The 19,170-nt window shown below is 34.5% G+C and carries 13 protein-coding genes; 5 read left to right on the top strand and 8 right to left on the bottom strand.

What is annotated here, in order from left to right; translation table 11 throughout:
* Window positions 1-102: 102 nt before the first annotated feature.
* Together IPN31_04960 and IPN31_04955 are read right to left on the bottom strand one after the other, a co-directional pair.
* Window positions 103-1,413 carry an ABC transporter permease gene (locus tag IPN31_04960; GenBank protein MBK8681253.1) on the bottom strand — a complete coding sequence of 437 codons (1,311 nt, stop codon included), beginning with the start codon at window positions 1,411-1,413 and terminating at the stop codon, window positions 103-105.
* Complete coding sequence (locus IPN31_04955; GenBank protein ID MBK8681252.1) at window positions 1,406-2,302, bottom strand: ATP-binding cassette domain-containing protein; 897 nt, start codon at window positions 2,300-2,302, stop codon at window positions 1,406-1,408. The genes IPN31_04960 and IPN31_04955 overlap by 8 nt, the downstream gene beginning before the upstream one ends.
* 89 nt (window positions 2,303-2,391) lie before the next feature.
* On the opposite strand from IPN31_04955, the gene hutH reads away from it, so the two are divergent.
* From hutH to radC, 3 genes are all read left to right on the top strand, one after another.
* Window positions 2,392-3,876 (top strand): histidine ammonia-lyase, encoded by a 1,485-nt coding sequence (hutH, locus tag IPN31_04950; GenBank protein ID MBK8681251.1) that lies wholly within the window; start codon window positions 2,392-2,394, stop codon window positions 3,874-3,876.
* 81 nt (window positions 3,877-3,957) lie between these two features.
* Entirely contained in the window at window positions 3,958-4,209 is a 252-nt protein-coding gene (locus IPN31_04945; protein ID MBK8681250.1) for a 30S ribosomal protein S20, read from the top strand.
* 66 nt (window positions 4,210-4,275) lie between these two features.
* Complete coding sequence (gene radC / locus IPN31_04940) at window positions 4,276-4,980, top strand: DNA repair protein RadC (GenBank protein ID MBK8681249.1); 705 nt, start codon at window positions 4,276-4,278, stop codon at window positions 4,978-4,980.
* 52 nt (window positions 4,981-5,032) lie between these two features.
* Here radC and IPN31_04935 read toward each other — a convergent pair whose 3' ends face one another.
* Window positions 5,033-6,967 carry a T9SS type A sorting domain-containing protein gene (locus IPN31_04935; GenBank protein MBK8681248.1) on the bottom strand — a complete coding sequence of 645 codons (1,935 nt, stop codon included), beginning with the start codon at window positions 6,965-6,967 and terminating at the stop codon, window positions 5,033-5,035.
* A gap of 178 nt (window positions 6,968-7,145) precedes the next feature.
* On the opposite strand from IPN31_04935, the gene IPN31_04930 reads away from it, so the two are divergent.
* Both IPN31_04930 and IPN31_04925 read left to right on the top strand, forming a co-directional pair.
* Window positions 7,146-8,045, top strand: coding sequence for a DMT family transporter (locus tag IPN31_04930; protein MBK8681247.1), 900 nt, complete (start codon window positions 7,146-7,148; stop codon window positions 8,043-8,045).
* A gap of 207 nt (window positions 8,046-8,252) precedes the next feature.
* On the top strand, window positions 8,253-10,022 hold the full coding sequence (locus IPN31_04925) for a PAS domain S-box protein (GenBank protein ID MBK8681246.1): 1,770 nt from the start codon (window positions 8,253-8,255) through the stop codon (window positions 10,020-10,022).
* Between the two features lies 1 nt (window position 10,023).
* Here IPN31_04925 and IPN31_04920 read toward each other — a convergent pair whose 3' ends face one another.
* From IPN31_04920 to recR, 5 genes are all read right to left on the bottom strand, one after another.
* Window positions 10,024-11,031: a PorP/SprF family type IX secretion system membrane protein gene (locus IPN31_04920; GenBank protein ID MBK8681245.1), complete on the bottom strand. Its 1,008-nt coding sequence runs from the start codon at window positions 11,029-11,031 to the stop codon at window positions 10,024-10,026.
* Window positions 11,028-14,483 (bottom strand): PKD domain-containing protein, encoded by a 3,456-nt coding sequence (locus IPN31_04915; GenBank protein ID MBK8681244.1) that lies wholly within the window; start codon window positions 14,481-14,483, stop codon window positions 11,028-11,030. The genes IPN31_04920 and IPN31_04915 overlap by 4 nt, the downstream gene beginning before the upstream one ends.
* A gap of 206 nt (window positions 14,484-14,689) precedes the next feature.
* Entirely contained in the window at window positions 14,690-16,474 is a 1,785-nt protein-coding gene (gene aspS, locus IPN31_04910) for an aspartate--tRNA ligase (GenBank protein MBK8681243.1), read from the bottom strand.
* A 69-nt stretch (window positions 16,475-16,543) separates the two neighbouring features.
* Entirely contained in the window at window positions 16,544-18,508 is a 1,965-nt protein-coding gene (locus tag IPN31_04905) for a glycosyltransferase (protein MBK8681242.1), read from the bottom strand.
* Window positions 18,508-19,137 (bottom strand): recombination protein RecR, encoded by a 630-nt coding sequence (recR, locus tag IPN31_04900; GenBank protein ID MBK8681241.1) that lies wholly within the window; start codon window positions 19,135-19,137, stop codon window positions 18,508-18,510. The genes IPN31_04905 and recR overlap by 1 nt, the downstream gene beginning before the upstream one ends.
* Between the last annotated feature and the right edge of the window lie 33 nt (window positions 19,138-19,170).

The raw sequence follows: 19,170 nt of genomic DNA, 5'->3' as shown, positions 1-19,170 counted from the left end.
ATCACATTTGCGCATTTGCACATTTGCACATTCTGCTAATCATCTCATCGGCTAATCATTTCATTTGAACATCAAACACATTTGCACATTTGCACATCAAATTCATCCTCGATAAAACATCCATCTAAAAACTTCTTTCAACTTCGGTTTTTTGCCATACATTAAAATACCTGTGCGATAGATGCGGGATGCTATCCATGTAGTGAAAATAAATCCGCCAATTAAACAAATAATAGAAAGTAATAAATGCCAAACGGGTACGCCAAATGGAAGTAATGCCGGCATCACAACCGGCGAACTAAATGGAATAATGGATGCCCAAAATGCGAGTGAAGATTTTGGTTGTTGAATTACTGCCATTGCAATAAATATGGAAAAAATAATAAGTAGTGTTAGTGGAAATGAATACATCTGTATATCGCCATCATCATCACTGGCGAGTGAACCTATAGCTGCAAATAATGAAGAGTATAAAAAATATCCGCCAAGAAAATAAATAACAAAAATCCCAAGCAAATATCCGAGGTTCATACTTTGTAAACTTTGCAATGCATTCATCAATTGCATAGTATCAATTTCTCCATTGGGATCGGTTGCTATACTTTGTTGTGTAAGTTCAGAAAATTGCCCGGCGAAAATAATCTGAACTACAAATTGTAAAATAAAAATCACTATTCCCCAGATAGAAAATTGAGTAAGACCAACTGCACCGATTCCAATTATTTTTCCAATCATTAGCTGAAATGGTTTTACTGATGATATCATTACTTCCACAATACGATTAGATTTTTCTTCCATCACGCCACGCAATACCATACTGCCGTAAACCAATAAAATTATATAGGTAAGAAATCCCAAAATATACGCAATGGCAGTTGCCATAATTGCATCACCTTGTTTCTCCGCATTGTCTTTATTCAACACCGTATCATCAATCACAACTGTTGGTCGCAATTGCATAATATCTTGTTTCGATAAATTGCGAGTTTGCAGATTTACACTTTCTAATTTATTGGCAATTACTGTTTCAATATACATCCTCGTCATCATACTCATCTGATCGTTGCTGTATAATTTAATACCAATGGGTTTTTCTGCGGAAACAGGAGGAATGTATAACAATGCATCAAAGCCACCCTCAAGATGCGGATACGAAAGTTTTAAATCTTCTAATGGAATATCATTATAACCAAACTTAAAATATACACCTGCGGAATCGGGCAACACATCAAAATATCCGCTGTCATCTTTCACTAAAATTTTTTTACTGTCGCCACCCAGTGATGAAAATAAAATAGGCATCAACATAATACCAATAAAAAATAATGGACCGAGCAACGTAAATAAAATGAATGAACGTTTGCGCACACGAGTGATATATTCTCTGGATATAATAAAAAAAATCTTACGCAACTTCATTTGATTTTACAAGTGAAATAAATACTTCATGCAGTGAAGGCAGTATCTCTTTAAAAGTAGAAATCTGCAAACCATTATCTATAAAATATTGCAAAACCATATTGTTGCTTACATCTGCATTTACTTGAATGCGACATGTATTCAAATCATTTTTTACAACATGAAATAATGCAGTATCCTCAATTGCAGATTCTGTATTTAAAGTGATTTCAAATAAATTTTTTCGGAAGGTATTTTTAATATCTTTTACTGCACCTTCAATCACCACATTGCCTTTATTGATTAATACAATGTCGTTGCAAATTTCTTCTACCTGCTCCATGCGATGCGTAGAAAATAAAATAGTAACACCTTGTTGATTCAAATGATAAATTTCATTTTTAATCATTTCAGTATTTACAGGATCTAATCCGGAAAACGGTTCATCCAATATCAGCAATTTCGGTTCATGTAAAACCGTTGCAATAAATTGTACTTTCTGTTGCATACCTTTTGAAAGGTCTTCAATTTTTTTATTCCACCAATCTGGCACTTCTAATTTTTCAAACCAATAATAGATTCGCTTTTTTGCATCATCGGCTCGCATACCTTTTAGTCTTGCGAGATAAATAAGATGTTCGCCCACCCGCATTTTTTTATACAAACCTTTTTCTTCGGGCATATATCCGATGGCAGCATATTGCTGTTCCTTAATTGAAACTCCATTAAAATAAATAGTACCGCTATCGGCAGCAAAAATTTTTGTGATAATGCGAATCAAAGTTGTTTTGCCTGCACCATTAGGCCCAAGCAAGCCAAAAATGGAAGCAGCAGGTACATCAAAGGAAACACCTTTTAATGCATGTACATCACTAAATGCTTTGCGTACTTCTTTAAATTGCATGATTGGCTCCACGTCGTAAAAATAATGAAAGCAAAATGCAGGATAGGTGGTTGAATTGATTCTGTTAAATTTGAACCGAAAAAAATACTATGGAATCTTATCATACTATCTCGGATGCACCCATTGAAATTGCAGATATTCATAAAATATTATTGAGAAAACAAAAGCTTACCCTGAGCAAAATTTCAATAGAAAAAATTGAGCGATGCAGAAAATATCTTGATGATAAAATGAATAATCAGGATACGCCAGTTTATGGAGTGAATACCGGATTTGGTTCTTTGTGTAAAGTAAAAATATCGCATGATGAGATCGGGCATTTGCAACACAATCTTATTATTTCACATGCATGTGGTTTTGGTGAAATGATTCCAGAAGATATTATCAGAATAATTCTATTATTAAAAATTCAATCATTGAGTTATGGGTATTCAGGAATTAGTTTGCAAACTATTCAGCGATTAATGGATATGTATAATGCAGATATACTTCCGGTAATTTATGAACAAGGATCACTCGGTGCTTCCGGAGATTTATGTCCATTATCACACATGAGCCTACCATTAATAGGAATGGGAAAAGTAATTTATAAAGGAGAAGTTATGGAATCTTCTGAAATGCTAAAACAAATAGATTGGCAACCATTACAATTACAATCCAAAGAAGGTTTAGCATTATTAAACGGTACTCAATTTATGAGTGCGTATGCGGTGCAATGTTTAATTCTTGCAAAGCGTATTGAACGTCTTGCGGATTTAATAGCATGTGTTTCTTTAGATGCATGGGCTTGTCGTCACGATCCATTTTTGCCACAAATTCATAAGTTGCGGAAACAAACAGGACAAATAAAAGTGGCTGAAAATATTTTGGGAATAATGGAAAGCAGTTGTCTTTTCATGCAGCCAAAAGACCAAGTGCAGGATCCGTATTCATTCCGTTGTATTCCGCAAGTGCATGGAGCTGTGCGAGATGCTTTAGCATATTGCAATGAAATAGTAAGTCGGGAGATTAATGGTGTAACCGATAATCCAAATATTTTTCCTGAAGAAGATTTGATTTTAAGTGGAGGAAATTTTCATGGAGAACCTCTTGCATTAACGCTGGATTTTCTGGCAATTGCTTTAAGTGAACTGGCAAATATTTCTGAAAGAAGAACTTACAGATTGCTTTCCGGTAGTCGTGGCTTGCCCGAGTTTCTTTCCCCCGAACCGGGATTAAATTCAGGATTAATGATGCCTCAATACACAGCGGCAAGTATAGTATCTCAGAATAAACAACTCTGCACTCCGGCTTCTGTAGATTCAATAGCATCGTGTAATGAACAAGAAGATCATGTGAGTATGGGTGCAAATGCAGCGACTAAATGTTTTCGGGTGGTTCGCAATGTAGAAAAGGTTTTGGCCATTGAATTATTGACTGCAGCGCAGGCTTTGGAGTTTAGACGTCCTGCAAAATCAGGGGTTTTGGTAGAGGAATTAGTGGACGGCCTGCGGAAAGTTGTCCCTTTTGCTCAACTCGACAGGTACATGCATGAGGATATGAAACAAGCATTAGCTTATTTCCAAAGCTTATAAATGAAAGTAATTCTACGTAATACTTTTTATTATTAAGCTGATTTTCTACCTTTGCCCTCTACTTTTAAATAAGGTAATAATATGGCACATCATAAAGCACAGAAGAAATCTATCCGTCAGTCTGCAAAAAGAAGATTGGAAAACCGTTATGTAGGTAAAACAACACGTAATGCAATTCGTGATATCAAAGCAGTTGAAGACAAAGCAGAAGCAGAAAAGAAATTGCCGGAAGTGATTTCAATGATTGATAAATTGGCTAAAAAGAATGTAATTCACAGAAATAAAGCAGCCAATATGAAATCAAAACTGATGAAAAGAATAAACAAGCAGTAATAAGCTTTAGGAAAATTTATAATTTAAGCCTCACAAATTTTTGTGGGGCTTTTTTTATTCATACTTATGAGCGATTATATTCCAAACAAACACACCATAAAGCAGCTTGCCGAAGAAGACAGGCCACGGGAAAAATTATTGCATAAAGGTCGTCGAGAACTTACCAATGCAGAATTGTTAGCTATTTTATTAAGCAGTGGCAATAGAAAGAAAACAGCGGTAGAGTTAGCGCAGGAAATTCTCAGTGAATATGATAATGATTTAAATGCGCTTGCGAAGTTGGAAGTGAAGGATCTTAAAAAATTTCTGGGTGTTGGCGAAGCAAAAGCTATAACCATAATTGCTGCATTAGAATTAGGCAGACGCCGACAATTATCCGAAGTAAGTATCAAGCAAAAAATTACCAGCAGCCGTGATTTATATAATTTCTTTAATCCCATTATCAGCGATCTTGCGCATGAGGAATTTTGGGTTGCTTATTTAAATAAATCCAATACACCGGTGGGTAAACATAAAATCAGTTCCGGTGGTGTTGCAGGAACAGTGGTGGATATAAAAGGAGTATTAAAAGAAGCGGTGATAAATAAAACATGTACTTCAATTGCAGTTTGTCATAATCATCCATCAGGAAATTTAAAGCCAAGCGATAATGATATCGCACTTACCCGCAAATTAAAAGAAGCTGCCAAGTTGATGGATATTGTGTTGTTGGACCATATCATTATTGGAGAAAAGGGATATTTCAGTTTTGCTGATGAAGGAATGTTATAAAAAAAAGCAGGCTTACTTTAAGCCTGCTTTTTATAATATTTTAAAACGAATATTATTTTGTAATAACCAGTTTTTTGCTGATCATTTCTTCATTAGTTTGAATATTTACAAAATAGATTCCGCTACCTAATGTTTCTGTATTTAATGAATATACATTATCACCTGTTTGCATTCCGTAATTATTACTTGCCACTATTTTACCACTGATATCAGTTACAGTGATGGTTAATTCTTGTGGCTGAGAAAGATTTACACGAATCAGAGAATAATTATCTGCAGGATTCGGATAAAGATTTACTGAAGCGATATTTGATATATCATTTGTTCCAGTAAAGGTTGATGTATTCGCTGCATTCACAATTTTCTTTGTAGAATATTTTACAAGCAATGTTACCACATGCATATTATCCCAATTGTAATCAGCAGGAACTTCATAAGTAGAAGTATAAGAATGGTAAGAACCTGCAGCATTAACTTCAGGTACACTGCCTGCTTCACCATTAAATCCACCAACAATTGCACGAGCTACATGCATATATGGAATTGAAGTAGCAGGTACACTTGCACCTAATAATTCATATCCACCCATTGGGCCTGAACCACCACCTGAATAATAGTTTGATTGATTCCAAGAACTACCAGTTCCTACAACTTCATCTTCAGTATACACTACGGCAATGCGATAATCACCATCCATTTGTTCCTGAAAGTTTAATAAACTTGTTACTGTTGCAGTACGGGTGGCTTCATCATAAGAAACTTCCTGGCTAATTAATACTTCAGGTTCAAGGCTGATTCTATCTATATAAGCAGTTTCAAATTGCAAAGGATCAATCCATGCTTGACGATCCATTTTTGCATTTGGGAAAGCACTAGCAGCAAGACCGCTATCATAAGTGTTTACAGCCATCGGATCTCCGTTATGTACCGCAATTCCAAAGAAGTTGTCAGCATAATTAGTTGTCATATATTCCATTAATACATTACCTCTCACACACCATCCGCACCAGCTTCCTGTTGCTTCTTCAGCCACAACTAAACGACCGGGCTTTGCTGTAACACCTGTAACAGATGTTGATTTTGAATTGTCCGCAGGATCATCAGCAGTTCCTCCACCATTTATATTTTCTAAAGTAATCGTTACACTATTTAATCCTTCAATGATTGTTAAAGGTGCGTCAATAATATAATTGTAGGTAGAACCTGCTCCAATTGTAACACCTGTATACGATTGAGTGTATGAATCAGTACCATTGGTATAAGTTAAATCGAAAGAGGTGATAGGAGCCATTGCAAGATTTGCAATTTGACCATTAATAATCATTGATTTTCCAACAAGATATTTTGTATAACCATTAAATATTTGCGGAACGGCTTCAATATTAGAGCCCAAATATCCACTTGATAAAGAAACAGAAACTGTTGTAAGGTCTGCTTCAAAAACTTCCACATCATCAATTGCAGCACCATAAACCCAGCCTTCATCATCATTATAGCGGAAGCCCACCATTAAATCAGTTTCACCTACATAAGCAGACAGGTCAATAAATTCAGTTCTCCAACCATCAACTTCATATCCTAAATCGGATATTACAGTCCAGCTTGTACCTCCATTTGTAGAAACCTCTACAGTTAAATTTTCAATTGCACCATCATAACCAAGTTCATAATAATACACTGCAAATTTTAAAAATGGATTTGCTAAGCTTGAAACATCAATAGAAGGCGAATAAAAGAAATCATCAGATTTATCGCAATTACATGCATCATCATTTGTTGCTATGATTTTAGTGTGTTCGGCAATAGGGAAAGATGAGCTAGACAAAGCAGCTGCAGTGCCTACTTTCCAACCACCATCAGTAGCATTTGATATTTGCATCCAATCTGCAGGGAAAGAACCACCTTCGAAATCTTCGCTAAAAACGGTTTGTGCTGATACATACATTGTAAGTGTAGCAGCAATACAAAAGAGTATTAATTTTTTCATTTTGATAAAATATTTTAGGCCTTAAAGGTACAGTAAATAATATTTTTTATTATTAAAGTATTATCAGGCATTGCTATTTTAACTTCTAAAATTCCGTTTGAATGCGTATGTGAAATTTTTATGACTTTTATTTTTTTTATTAAATAATCATTCACATAAAAATTTACATTTGCATGGCATGACACCTGCCCAACGCAAAGCATATTATATTCTGCATTTATGTGTTTTTATTTGGGGATTTACTGCAATACTTGGTAATCTAATTTCATTACAGGAAACCATTTTGGTTTGGTATAGAATGGGAATCACTGCAGTAAGCTTATTAGTGTTACCCGATTTATGGCGAGGCTTAATACATTTTAAATTTAAAGACCTTACAAAAGTTGCAGGTGTAGGTGTAATAGTATCATTTCACTGGATTACTTTTTATGGTGCAATTAAGTATGCAAATGTTTCTGTTGCGCTTACTTGTCTTGCAACAATCTCTTTATTTACTGCATTTATAGAACCGCTTTTTTTTAAAACACGAATTAATAAAAAAGAAGTTTTAATGGGGCTGGCAATTATTCCTGCTATGTATCTCATTTTTTATTTTAATGGTCATTATGTTACCGGTCTTGTACTCGGCGTATTATCCGCTTTATTTGCATCTTTATTTTCTGTCATTAACCGTAAATTGGTGACACAACACGAGCCCTTGTCTATAACATTTCTTGAGTTGACTACAGGGTTTATTTTTCTGACCATTATGATGCCTTTTTATTTGCACTTATTTCCCGGTAGTAATTGGATTCCATCGGATTTAGATATTGTATATTTATTAATACTCTCTATTGGATGCACTGCTATTCCGTTTACACTTTCGCTGCGCAGTTTGCGCCATCTCAGTGCTTTCACCTCCAATATGACAATAAACATGGAGCCGATATATGGAATATTGTTGGCAATGTTATTTTTTGAAGAACATAAACAATTGAATATGGGATTTTATATAGGGGCTATTATTATTCTAATTATAGTTTTTGTGAATGCCTGGTTACATGGTTTGACAAATAAATCTCTCGAAGAAAGCTTTTAAGTGATTTTTCTAGACAACTTAAATCATTTTAATCGAATCAAAACAAGTATATTTGACAACTTAGTGACTATCTGGAAAATATAATCTAAGCAGTCATTAATATTAACCCTACATTGAAATAACATGCTCAAACAATCTAAAAACATAGAGCCCGTGGACTTGTTTTCGGCGGAAGCAAAGCACTTTTTTAGCCTATCACCTGACCTGATGATACTTCTTGATTTTGAAGAGAATGTTTTAATGATAAACAATGCATGGACTGTTTCATTAGGTTATTCAATTGAAGAGTTGATGAAAGAAAGAACCATGCAAACTATTCATCCTCTTGATGGTGAAAAAGCATTTGAATTATATAAAACAATTATAGAAGGTAAGAATTTGGAAATTGATTACGAAGATCGGAAAGTTGGTAAAGATGGAAACTACAAATGGTATGCATGGAATTTTATTGCCGATCCAATTAAGCAATTGGTTTATGGCATCGGCCGGGATGTAAGTTTACAAAAGGAACAAAGAGAACAAATACAACAAAATGAAATAAAATCTCATTTTTTATCTGATCATAATTTACAGGCGATTTCTGTTTGCATTGATGGAAAAATTGAAACTGTAAATAAAGCATTTGAAGAATTATCGGGATACAATGAAAGCGAATTGATTGGAAAAGACTGTATGGATTTGGTAGCTGAAAAATGGCGGGATTATACAGACAAAATGATTACGTGTAAATATGATTTACCTTACGAATCAGAAATTATTACCAAGGATGGGGATATAGTTGCAGTTGAATTAATTGCAAAAGATATTATTTATAAAAACCAGGAAGCACGAATATCCTTAATTACAAATATTGATTCTCAAAAAGCTGCAGCAGAAAAAATAAAACATACGGAGAACCGCTTTAATTCTTTATTCAAAAGTTCACCGGTTGGTATATCCATTATAAATGATCACTATGAATTGCTGGAAATTAATCCTGTTATTGCTGCAAAATTGAATTATGAATTGGAGTCATTGAAAAAGATGGATATTTTAGAAATTGTTCATCCTGACGAAATAAAAAAAGTAAGAAAGCAATTACTTAGAATATTTTCTAATGAATTGCAGGCTGTTGAAATTGAAACTCGTTTGATAAAAAAAGGCGGAGATGCGATGTGGGTTAAACTGATGATATCTCTTATTAATATTACTAAAAAAGAAACAAATGCAGTGGTATTTATGGAGAGTATTGATAAACGTAAACATGCCGAATTTAAGTTGGAAGAAAAGAATGAAGAGCTTCTTCGGATTAATCAGGAGCTTGAGCATTTTGCATATGTAGCTTCACATGATTTACAGGAACCGCTGCGCACGATAACTAGCTTTATTCAAATTCTGGAAAGAAAATACAGCAATATTTTAGATGATGATGGTCGTCAGTTTATGGGATACATCACGGATGGAACACGCAGGATGCAAAATCTGATTCGTGACTTACTTGCATATTCAAGAGTAAACAGACAAAGCACCGGTTATGAAGAGGTAGATTTAAATGAAGTTTTCGAAGCGGTGAATCAAGCATTGAATAATAAGATAAATGAAAATGATGCAATTATTCTCGCAGAAAATCTACCAGTAATTCAGGGAAATAAAATTCAACTGATTCAAATATTTCAAAATTTTATTGATAACGCAATTAAATTCAGAGGAAAGAAATCTCCGGAAATTATTATCAATGTAAAAGAAGTATCGGGTAAATGGGAAATATCAATTGAGGATAATGGTATTGGAATATCTCCGGAATTTCACCAACGCATATTTATCATTTTTCAAAGATTGCATAGTATGGATGAATACACCGGTACCGGAATTGGATTGGCTATGTGTAAGAAAATAATTGAACGTCATGGTGGCGATGTTTGGGTAGAATCAAAAGCAGATAAGGGAACAAAATTTATTTTTACAATTGCTAAAAATTTAATTGGTCCGGCGGCATAATTTACTCATATGCCGGGCAATTAAGTGGATCCCGTTTGTTGCTTTTGGAAAGTGTATATACCAATGCAAGTTCTAATCCGCCAAATGCATTTGAAGCTGGTGTTAAGCCGGATAAATTAAAATCATAACTGGCAGAAAAAGTAAAATTGGAAACGGATAATCCCATTACACACCATGCTGCATCCAAATAACGATACCAAATTCCAGCAAAGAAAGTTTTATCTTGATTACGTTCCGAACTGCCAAGAGGAAATGATGCATTTGCTCCTAAAATTATATCTCTTGCATTTTTTTGTGTACTGAAATACAATTGCGGATTTATATTGATGCGATTATTTATTGGAAAAAATGCACCTACAGTTGCTGTTGTTCTGATACCAATAATATTTGCATCACCATAAAAAGATTCTTCCGGTTTATTAATATGATGCGCTGCTAATCCCACATAATATTTTTCACCTGCAAAAGGTGTTGCACTAAACATTCCTCCAATACTAAAATCTAAATAATTTAAATTATCTACTGCACCATTTTCCTGGTTAGATAAATTGCTGTCGAAATTATATCCATTCCATTGACTATCGAAAAGCAGTTTTGTAAAATCAATTCTCTTCTGTACAATTCCACCACTGATACCTACTGATAAATTATAAGTATGATCTTCACTTAACGACATTTGATATGCAGCAGAACCCATTGCTTTTGTGGTTGTAAGTTCACCATCACCGGCTACATCATTAGCCACGTATAATCCAATACCTAATTTATTTTTTGCACCCTTTGGTTGTATTGCTCCATCAGTATATAAATCATAAGTGCGATATGGAGTAGTAACACTTCCCCATTGATCCCGATAATTTAATCCGATACGCCAAACGCCGGAAAAATTTCCTGTATTCGCCGGGTTAACAATTAATGGGGATGCAAAGAATTGAGAGAAATGTAAATCTTGTCCATAACTATTTGCATGCAACAAGAATAACAAGGATATGTATAAAAATCCCTTCATCGCAGCAAAGTAATATTCCCTTGTTTTTCCAATGATTTACCATCATCAAATTTCACTTGCAATAAATACACATACACTTCATTCTCTTGTGGCTTACCACGGAAGGTTCCATCCCATCCCTGATCTTGATCTATAGTTTCAAATACTAATTCGCCCCAGCGATTAAATACTTTTAATACCATTTCTTTTATACCGAAACCACGTACAAAAAGTATATCATTACTACCATCGCCATTTGGCGAAAATGCGGTTGGCAAATCAGCAGCGCCTGAAGCTTCAATTTGAATTTGCCGACAATAATAATCCTCACATCCGCTTGCATTGGTAGCTTGTAAACACACTTCAAAACTGCCGAGTGCACCAAAGCTATACATCGGATTTACTTCTGCAGAATATCCGCCATCACTGAAATACCAATCGTATTCTACAGCACCTGTGCTTTGATTTATAAATGTATAATTAGCACCTAATAATCCAATAACAGGATCGCTATTAAACATCGCTACCGGAAATCCTTCAACCACTAATGGAATAGTTTCTATATCCGCAATTCCACACCAAACAATGGTGAGTGTAACATTATAAATACCTATATCATCGAATGTATAAATTACAGTGGAGCCGGTAGCAGTAACACCATTGCCAAAATCCCAATAGTAAGAATCTGCACTTGAAAAGTTACTTGTAAAAACTGCTTCTAGAGGAAGGCATCCGGAAGCATCTACTTCAAAACCTTCATTCGCTTCTAATGAATAAGTAATTACAAAAACAGCAGTGTCTTTATAATTACAACTGGCAGGATTGGTAAGAATTAATTGCACTACATAAGTTCCGGGAGTATTATAAGTATGTGAAGATTCGAAACCAAAAGAACTGCTGCCATCACCAAAAATCCATTGATAAGAAGTGCCATCAATTACTTCACTTGTATTAGTAAAATTTGCAATCAAACTATCACAACTAAAAATTTGCTCTGTATCAAAACTTGCATGAATACTATCTTGATAAATTATAACAGATAGATACGCAGTGTCGGCGATATTGCAAGTCTGACTATCAATTACAACTAATGAAACTGTATATGTTCCTGCTTCTGTAAAAGTATAAATAGGTTCGAATGCATTTGACTCTGCACTACCATCACCAAAATTCCAGATATATTCTTCGGCATCAGAACTCAGATTTTCAAAATGAATAGTAAAAGGTGCGCAGCCAACTATATCCGGATCGGCTTCTGAATCTGCATAAACACCGGCAAGATTAAATTCTAGTTTTCCTACACCGAGATTACAATTTGAACTGCCATTATATTCACTCCATGCACCGGGTGTAGTAGGAAAATCATCATTGCCTCCACAACCTGCACAAACCGCCTGATAGATGGTTCCTGATTTATCAAATCTGCTTGTTCCACCATCCACATGTTCATGACTTAAAGGACCACCAAAAAAAGTAGCATACAATAAATTCAAAGCATTTTTTTCTAACACAATAAAATAAAAATCACTGCCATCGGTAGAGGCGTCTAATGCATCGGGAGTAATTGCCATTCCGGTAGTGGTACCAGTAGCGAAATTGAACCCATTATTTACTGAACCACCCCATCCCGAAACATAAATATTTTCACATACATCCACCAAAAAAGCAGAGGGAGAAATATTTACTGCTGTAGTTCCGGAGCCAAATCTTGTAGAAAAAATAACTGAAGAAAGATCGCTGGAAAGTTTGGTAATAAATTGAGATCCTCCTGAATTAAAATAGACATCATCACTAACTTCCCAATCACCACGAGTTTGACCTGTGATATAAATATGATCATCAATATCTGTTTCAATAAAATAACTCTGATCATATTGACTTGTTCCTGCAAAAGTGGATGCAATTAAAGAGGAGCCTGTAGGATTTAGGATAGCAACAAATGCATCGACTATACCACCAAAAGTTTCATCCCATGCACCATCGGTAACAGGAAAATTACTGCTTGCTGTTCCACCGGTTACCACTATATTACCATCGGATTGCAACTTTAAAGAATAACCTCCATCTGCAGAAGTGCCACCTAAATAAGTAGCCCAAATGATTGAAGAAAGATCACTGTTCATTTTCAAAACAATTGCATCTTGAGTGCCTCCGTAATCATCGTCGAATGAACCGGCTGTTACAGGGAAATCATCTGAATTAGTTGACGATGCGATATATACATTATCATCTGCATCTACGATTACTTCACCTCTTGCATGATCACCATAATTATAATAGGTTGCTGTTGCCACATTAAATCCATCATTATTACTGCCTCCAATAAATGTAGATGCATTTAAAGATGATCCATCTGCACTGAGCTTTGCAATAAAAATATCTACACCCGTAAATTCTAAAACAGTGGTTACTGTTACTGCAGAACCTCCGTTATAATCTTCATCAAATGCACCGGTAGTGGAAGGGAAATTTGAAGACCCTGTGGAGCCGTAAATCAATAATTCTCCAATGCTATTTACTATTAAACTATGGGGTAAATCATTTCCTGTTCCACCCAGATAAGTACTCCATAATAATGAAGAACCATCAGAAGAAAATTTTGTAATTCCTGCATCACAACCATAAAATCCCGGGCCACCTGCAAAGGTGATATCATACGCACCAACTGTAGTTGGATAGCCTGTACCAATTGCAATTCCACCACCATATAAATTTCCTTCAAGATCATAAGTAGCGGTGTAACCCCAGTTGTCTGTAGTAGAACTTGTGTAAGAACCAAAAATTAATTCCGGATCAATAGTAAGTGTGTATTCAGAATTATAGCCTTCGGGAAAAATAAATGAAACGATATTGTTTGTGATTTGATAATTACAAGGTATATAAATTTTTTCACCTTCAATAATTTGCCATGCTACAGGTTTGGTTTCTATTTGCTGTGTGAAACTGATATCGTAAACAAGATTTCCATTTTCTATGCGAAGATTATTTACACCTTCATATTGCAATTGAATCTGATTTGCATGTGCACCGGGAGCAATTATAAAATCATATTTTACATAATATTCTGATGGATAAATTACTGCATCAATGCCATCATACAATCCACCATATTTTACTTTGTTATAAGCAAATACTTTGGAGGACCATTTCGATTTATCATTACCTATAAAATAATTAGAATAATCATTCGATTTTCCTTCACTGGTAACTTCAGGATTGTTTGCATTCTGAAAAATAATTTTGTACGCATGTTTGCTCACAATCACATCTTCTGGATCAATTTTAATTGCATTGTCTTTTAGATAATACACATTTGCCATGTCCTCCGGATTAGCAAGATCGAAAGTAAAACCTGTTTTTTCTAAATACATGTATCCCATCGGCACATCCGCACGAAATAAAATTTGTGATTGCCATTGATTTTTGTTTTCAGTAAATCGGATGCGGGAAGTGGAGTCATTGGAATCGGCCAATACGCTATAACTAATTTGTAAAAAAATCAGTAGGAAGAAAAAATATAATTTGTTTAGCACTTTCAATTGTAACGCCGATTGTTCGAACTAATAAAATTACTGTTTTTAAAGGCAACCCTTTCAAAAAACATATGCCTTTTACACGAATGTGATAATCAGGCATTATTTAAAAATTAATTAGCGTTGAAATATTTATTGTGAGATAATTATTTTTCTTCTTTCTCACTTAATTGAATACCTACCATAATCAGTTGAGTAGAATCTACTTCACCAGGTGCATCCATCATCAAATCTCTGCCAGCATTATTTTTTGGAAATGGAATTACATCACGGATAGTTTCACCACCTGCCATTAACATCACCCAACGGTCTAAACCAAAAGCACAACCACCATGTGGAGGCGCACCATATTTAAACGCATTAACCATAAACCCAAAACGCTTTTCTTTTTCTTCATCTGAAAAACCTAAAATGGTAAATATTTTTTCCTGCAATTCTTTATTGTGAATACGAATACTGCCGCTTAATATTTCATTGCCATTCATCACCATATCATACGATTGTGCACGAATACGCAATGGATCGCTATCCAGAAATTGCACATCATCGGGATGCATTGCACAAAATGGATGATGTGCAAAAATAGGTTCACCTGTATTTTCATCCGGCTCAAACAATGGCATATCCACTACCCAAAAAACACTCCATGCATTTTTATCAATCCAGCTTTCACGTTTGGCAATTTCTAATCGCAATTCACCCAATACTTTTCTGGTAGTTTTTATTTTATCGGCAACTATTAAAATCAAATCTCCATTTTCTGCATTACATGTTTTGCCAATTTCTTTTAATTGCTCTTGATTAAAAAATTTATCTACGGATGATTTGATAGTGCCATCTTTTCCAAAGCGGATATAAATTAAACCTCCAGCACCACGATGCGGTGCTTTCACAAATTCGGTGAGTTCATCAATTTGTTTGCGGGAATATTCACTACATCCTTTTGCATTGATGCATGCAATTAAACCTTTATTATCAAGTACTTTATTAAATACCATAAATTCAGAATTTCCTGCAACAGTATTTAGCTCGGTGATTTTACAATCAAATCTTAAATCCGGTTTATCTGTTCCATAAAATTTTATTGCATCTAAATATGGCAAACGCATAAAATCCGGCAGTGTAATATTTTTTGTTTTTTGAAATACATGTTTCGTCATGCCTTCAAACATTTCCCAAATATCTTCCTGAGTAACAAAACTCATTTCACAATCTATTTGTGAAAATTCAGGTTGTCTGTCGCCACGTAAATCTTCATCACGAAAACATCTTGCAATCTGATAATATCTATCCATTCCCGCCACCATCAATAATTGTTTTATTATTTGTGGTGATTGTGGTAACGCATAAAATAAACCCGGCTGCAAACGACTGGGCACAATAAAATCTCTTGCGCCTTCCGGAGTGGATTTAATTAAATTCGGTGTTTCAATTTCTATAAAATCATTGTTGTCCAAATATTCACGTACTGCTTTTACCATCTTTGCCCGCAACATAATTCTGCGTTGCATTTGTGGTCGTCTTAAATCCAGATAACGATATTTCATACGCAATTCTTCGCCGCCATCTGTTTCATCTTCCATAGTGAATGGAGGGAGTTCACTTGCATTTAAAACTTCTAATGTATTTACCAAAATTTCAATATTACCTGTGGGAATATTGTTATTTTTATTGCTGCGCTCCGCAACTACACCTGTAATTTGAATAACGTATTCACGACCTAATTTTCTTGCAACAGCACATAATTCTGCATTGGTATCCATATTGAAAACCAATTGAGTAATTCCATAGCGGTCACGCAAATCAATAAAGGTTAATCCTCCTAAATCTCTACCCCGATTTACCCATCCGACAAGTGTTACTGTTGATCCGATATTTTCAGATCTTAATTCACCACAATTATTTGTTCTGTAAAATGTTTTGCTTTTCATGCACTAAAATTGAAATGTAAAAATAGAAGGTTTAAAAGAATTCAATGCGAATAAATGAAATGGAAAGGTTTAATGAAGAGTGTTTCCTAAATCTTTATAAGAATTAATAATTACATCAATATCAAAACCTAATTTGTAATTGGTAGCATACAATGCATTAATGCGATGAATTGTCTTTTCATCAATAGCTCCCGATTGATATTTTCCTAACACAGAAATCACTGCTGTTTTTAAATGCGGTAATTTTTTTATTTGTGCATCCTGTATTGCATAACCAACCCATGTTTTGTTATTAAAAAGTACAAAGAATATATTTTTTATTAAACCTAATTTATTTCTTACAAATATAAATTGCAGAGGAAATGTTGCTAATAGAAGGAATGAGAAAAGTATATTAAATAATCTTTTGCTGCGTTTATTTTCAGGTCGGGCAATAGCAAATTCATCTTCCAAACTATAGAGTTCTCCAGCGGCATTTTTAGAATTGCTGCCTACAAAACTTTCGTTACCGTTGCCAATAATTTTATAATTCAGCGTATTGCCAAGCGTAATCATGTGATGTAAAATTTCTTTGTACGAAATATCTTTTGCACAAAATATTAATTCATTACATTGAAAAATGGAGACGAGTTGTGGAAGCTGCGATTCGCTGCCCAGAATATTTTCTCCATTGGTTTTTTGTTTTGTAATGATTCCGATAATATGTTTTTTCAAATGAAGTTTCTGTAATAATATCTCTATTCTGTGAGCCTCTTCCACTTCTCCAAAAATGATAATGTTTTTTTCGGTGTCTTCACCAAACCGCAGATTTTTATTTTTAATAAAATGCAATAAATATCTTTCACTGATTAATATAAATGTGGTCCATGCAACGCCGGCTAATATCATTCCTCTTGAAAAACGTAAGTGCTCTGGAAAGAATCCATAGATGGCAGAAATAAGTATGGTTCCCCAAAATACGCCTCTGATTATTTTAATTGTATTTGTGGATTTGTCGTAAGCGCCGCTAAAGTATAAGGCGATTATCCAACAAAAAATATAAATTGGAATATTTATATAAACATATCCGGGAGGATATTTTCCACCATCAATATATCGCACATAATATTCCCAATATTCTTTTATCAGCAACATGCCGATGAAGATAATTATCACGTCTAATAATGGTATTGCAATTTTTCTTGTGAATCGAACCACCAAAGCTATTGCAGCACGAAAATAAATAGCCACATTAATCAGAAAAATAAAAGCGCCTGCATTGCTTCCGGAGAAATGTTTACGTGCAAATATTTTCATGGCATTATAAAACATGCGCACATAATTCAGACTGCCTTTTTTTGTGCTTTCCCCTTTGTAATGAATAATGGGTGCATCTGGAAAATAATAATTTTTGTATCCTGCTTTTACAATTCTATAGGACAGGTCAATATCTTCTCCATACATAAAAAATGTTTCATCCAGCAAACCTGTTTTATCTAAAGTTTCTTTGCGGATTAACATAAATGCACCAGCTAATACATCCACTTCATCAATAGTGTTTTTATCAAGATAACCTAAATGATATTTTCCGAACACTTTGGATTTTGGAAATAGTGCGGCGAGCCCGAATGCTTTGTAAAATGCCACTTCAGGATTGGGAAATCCACGTTTTGATTCAGGTAAATAAGTGCCTGTACCATCTAACATTTTTACACCTAATGCACCTGCCTCCGGATGTTGATCCATAAAGTGAATGCATTTTTGAAAAGTATCTTCCGGTACAACGGTATCCGGATTTAATAACAATACATAGCGACCTTTAGAAGCATGAATACCTTGGTTATTTGCAGTTGAAAAACCGACATTATTTTTATTGGCTATCAATTGTATTTCAGGGAATTTTTGATGGATAAATTCAACACTGCCATCTGTTGAATTATTATCCACTACAATTATTTCCACTTGTAAATTTTGAATAGCACGCAATGCAGATGCAATTGCCTGTTCCAGGAAATATTTTACATTGTAATTGACGATTATGATACTTAAATCCATCAGTCGTTTTTACTCTGATAACTATCGTAAGGAATACGAGTGGCAAGCGAACGTGCAATAGTAACTTCATCCGTATATTCCAATTCACCACCAAAAGCAATTCCTCTTGCCATAGTGGTAATGCGCATTTCAGGATTTATCTCACGTATTTTTTTTGAAATATAATAAATAGTCGTATCACCTTCTATGGTTGGATTTAATGCCATAATTATTTCATTGACATCACCTGAATTTGATTTTTGTATTAATGTTTCTATCTGCAAGTTTTCAGGGCCAATTCCTTCCACAGGAGAAATTACGCCACCTAAAATATGATATTCACCTTTGTATTGATGTGTGCTTTCTATTGCAATTAAATCACGCAAATTACCTACTACACAAACAGCACTATGATCACGGGAAGGATTGCTGCATATACTGCATAATTTATTATCGGCAATGTTATTACATCTCTCGCAAAACCGAATACCTTCTTTTAATGCGATAATAGCATCCGTAATTTTTTTTACTTCTCTTTCTTCCTGTTGCATTAAAAATAATACTAAACGTAAGGCAGTTTTTTTTCCAATACCCGGCATTCTAGAAAATGCATCTACGGCTTCCTGCATGAGTTTAGATGATAATTCCATTCTGTTCTTTCTTGTTAATTCTATTGATTATAA

The sequence above is a fragment of the Bacteroidota bacterium genome (assembly GCA_016715425.1).
GTDB lineage: Bacteria > Bacteroidota > Bacteroidia > Chitinophagales > BACL12 > JADKAC01.
Note: the sequence above shows the minus strand (reverse complement) of the source record. Positions and strands in the feature narration are given on the sequence as shown.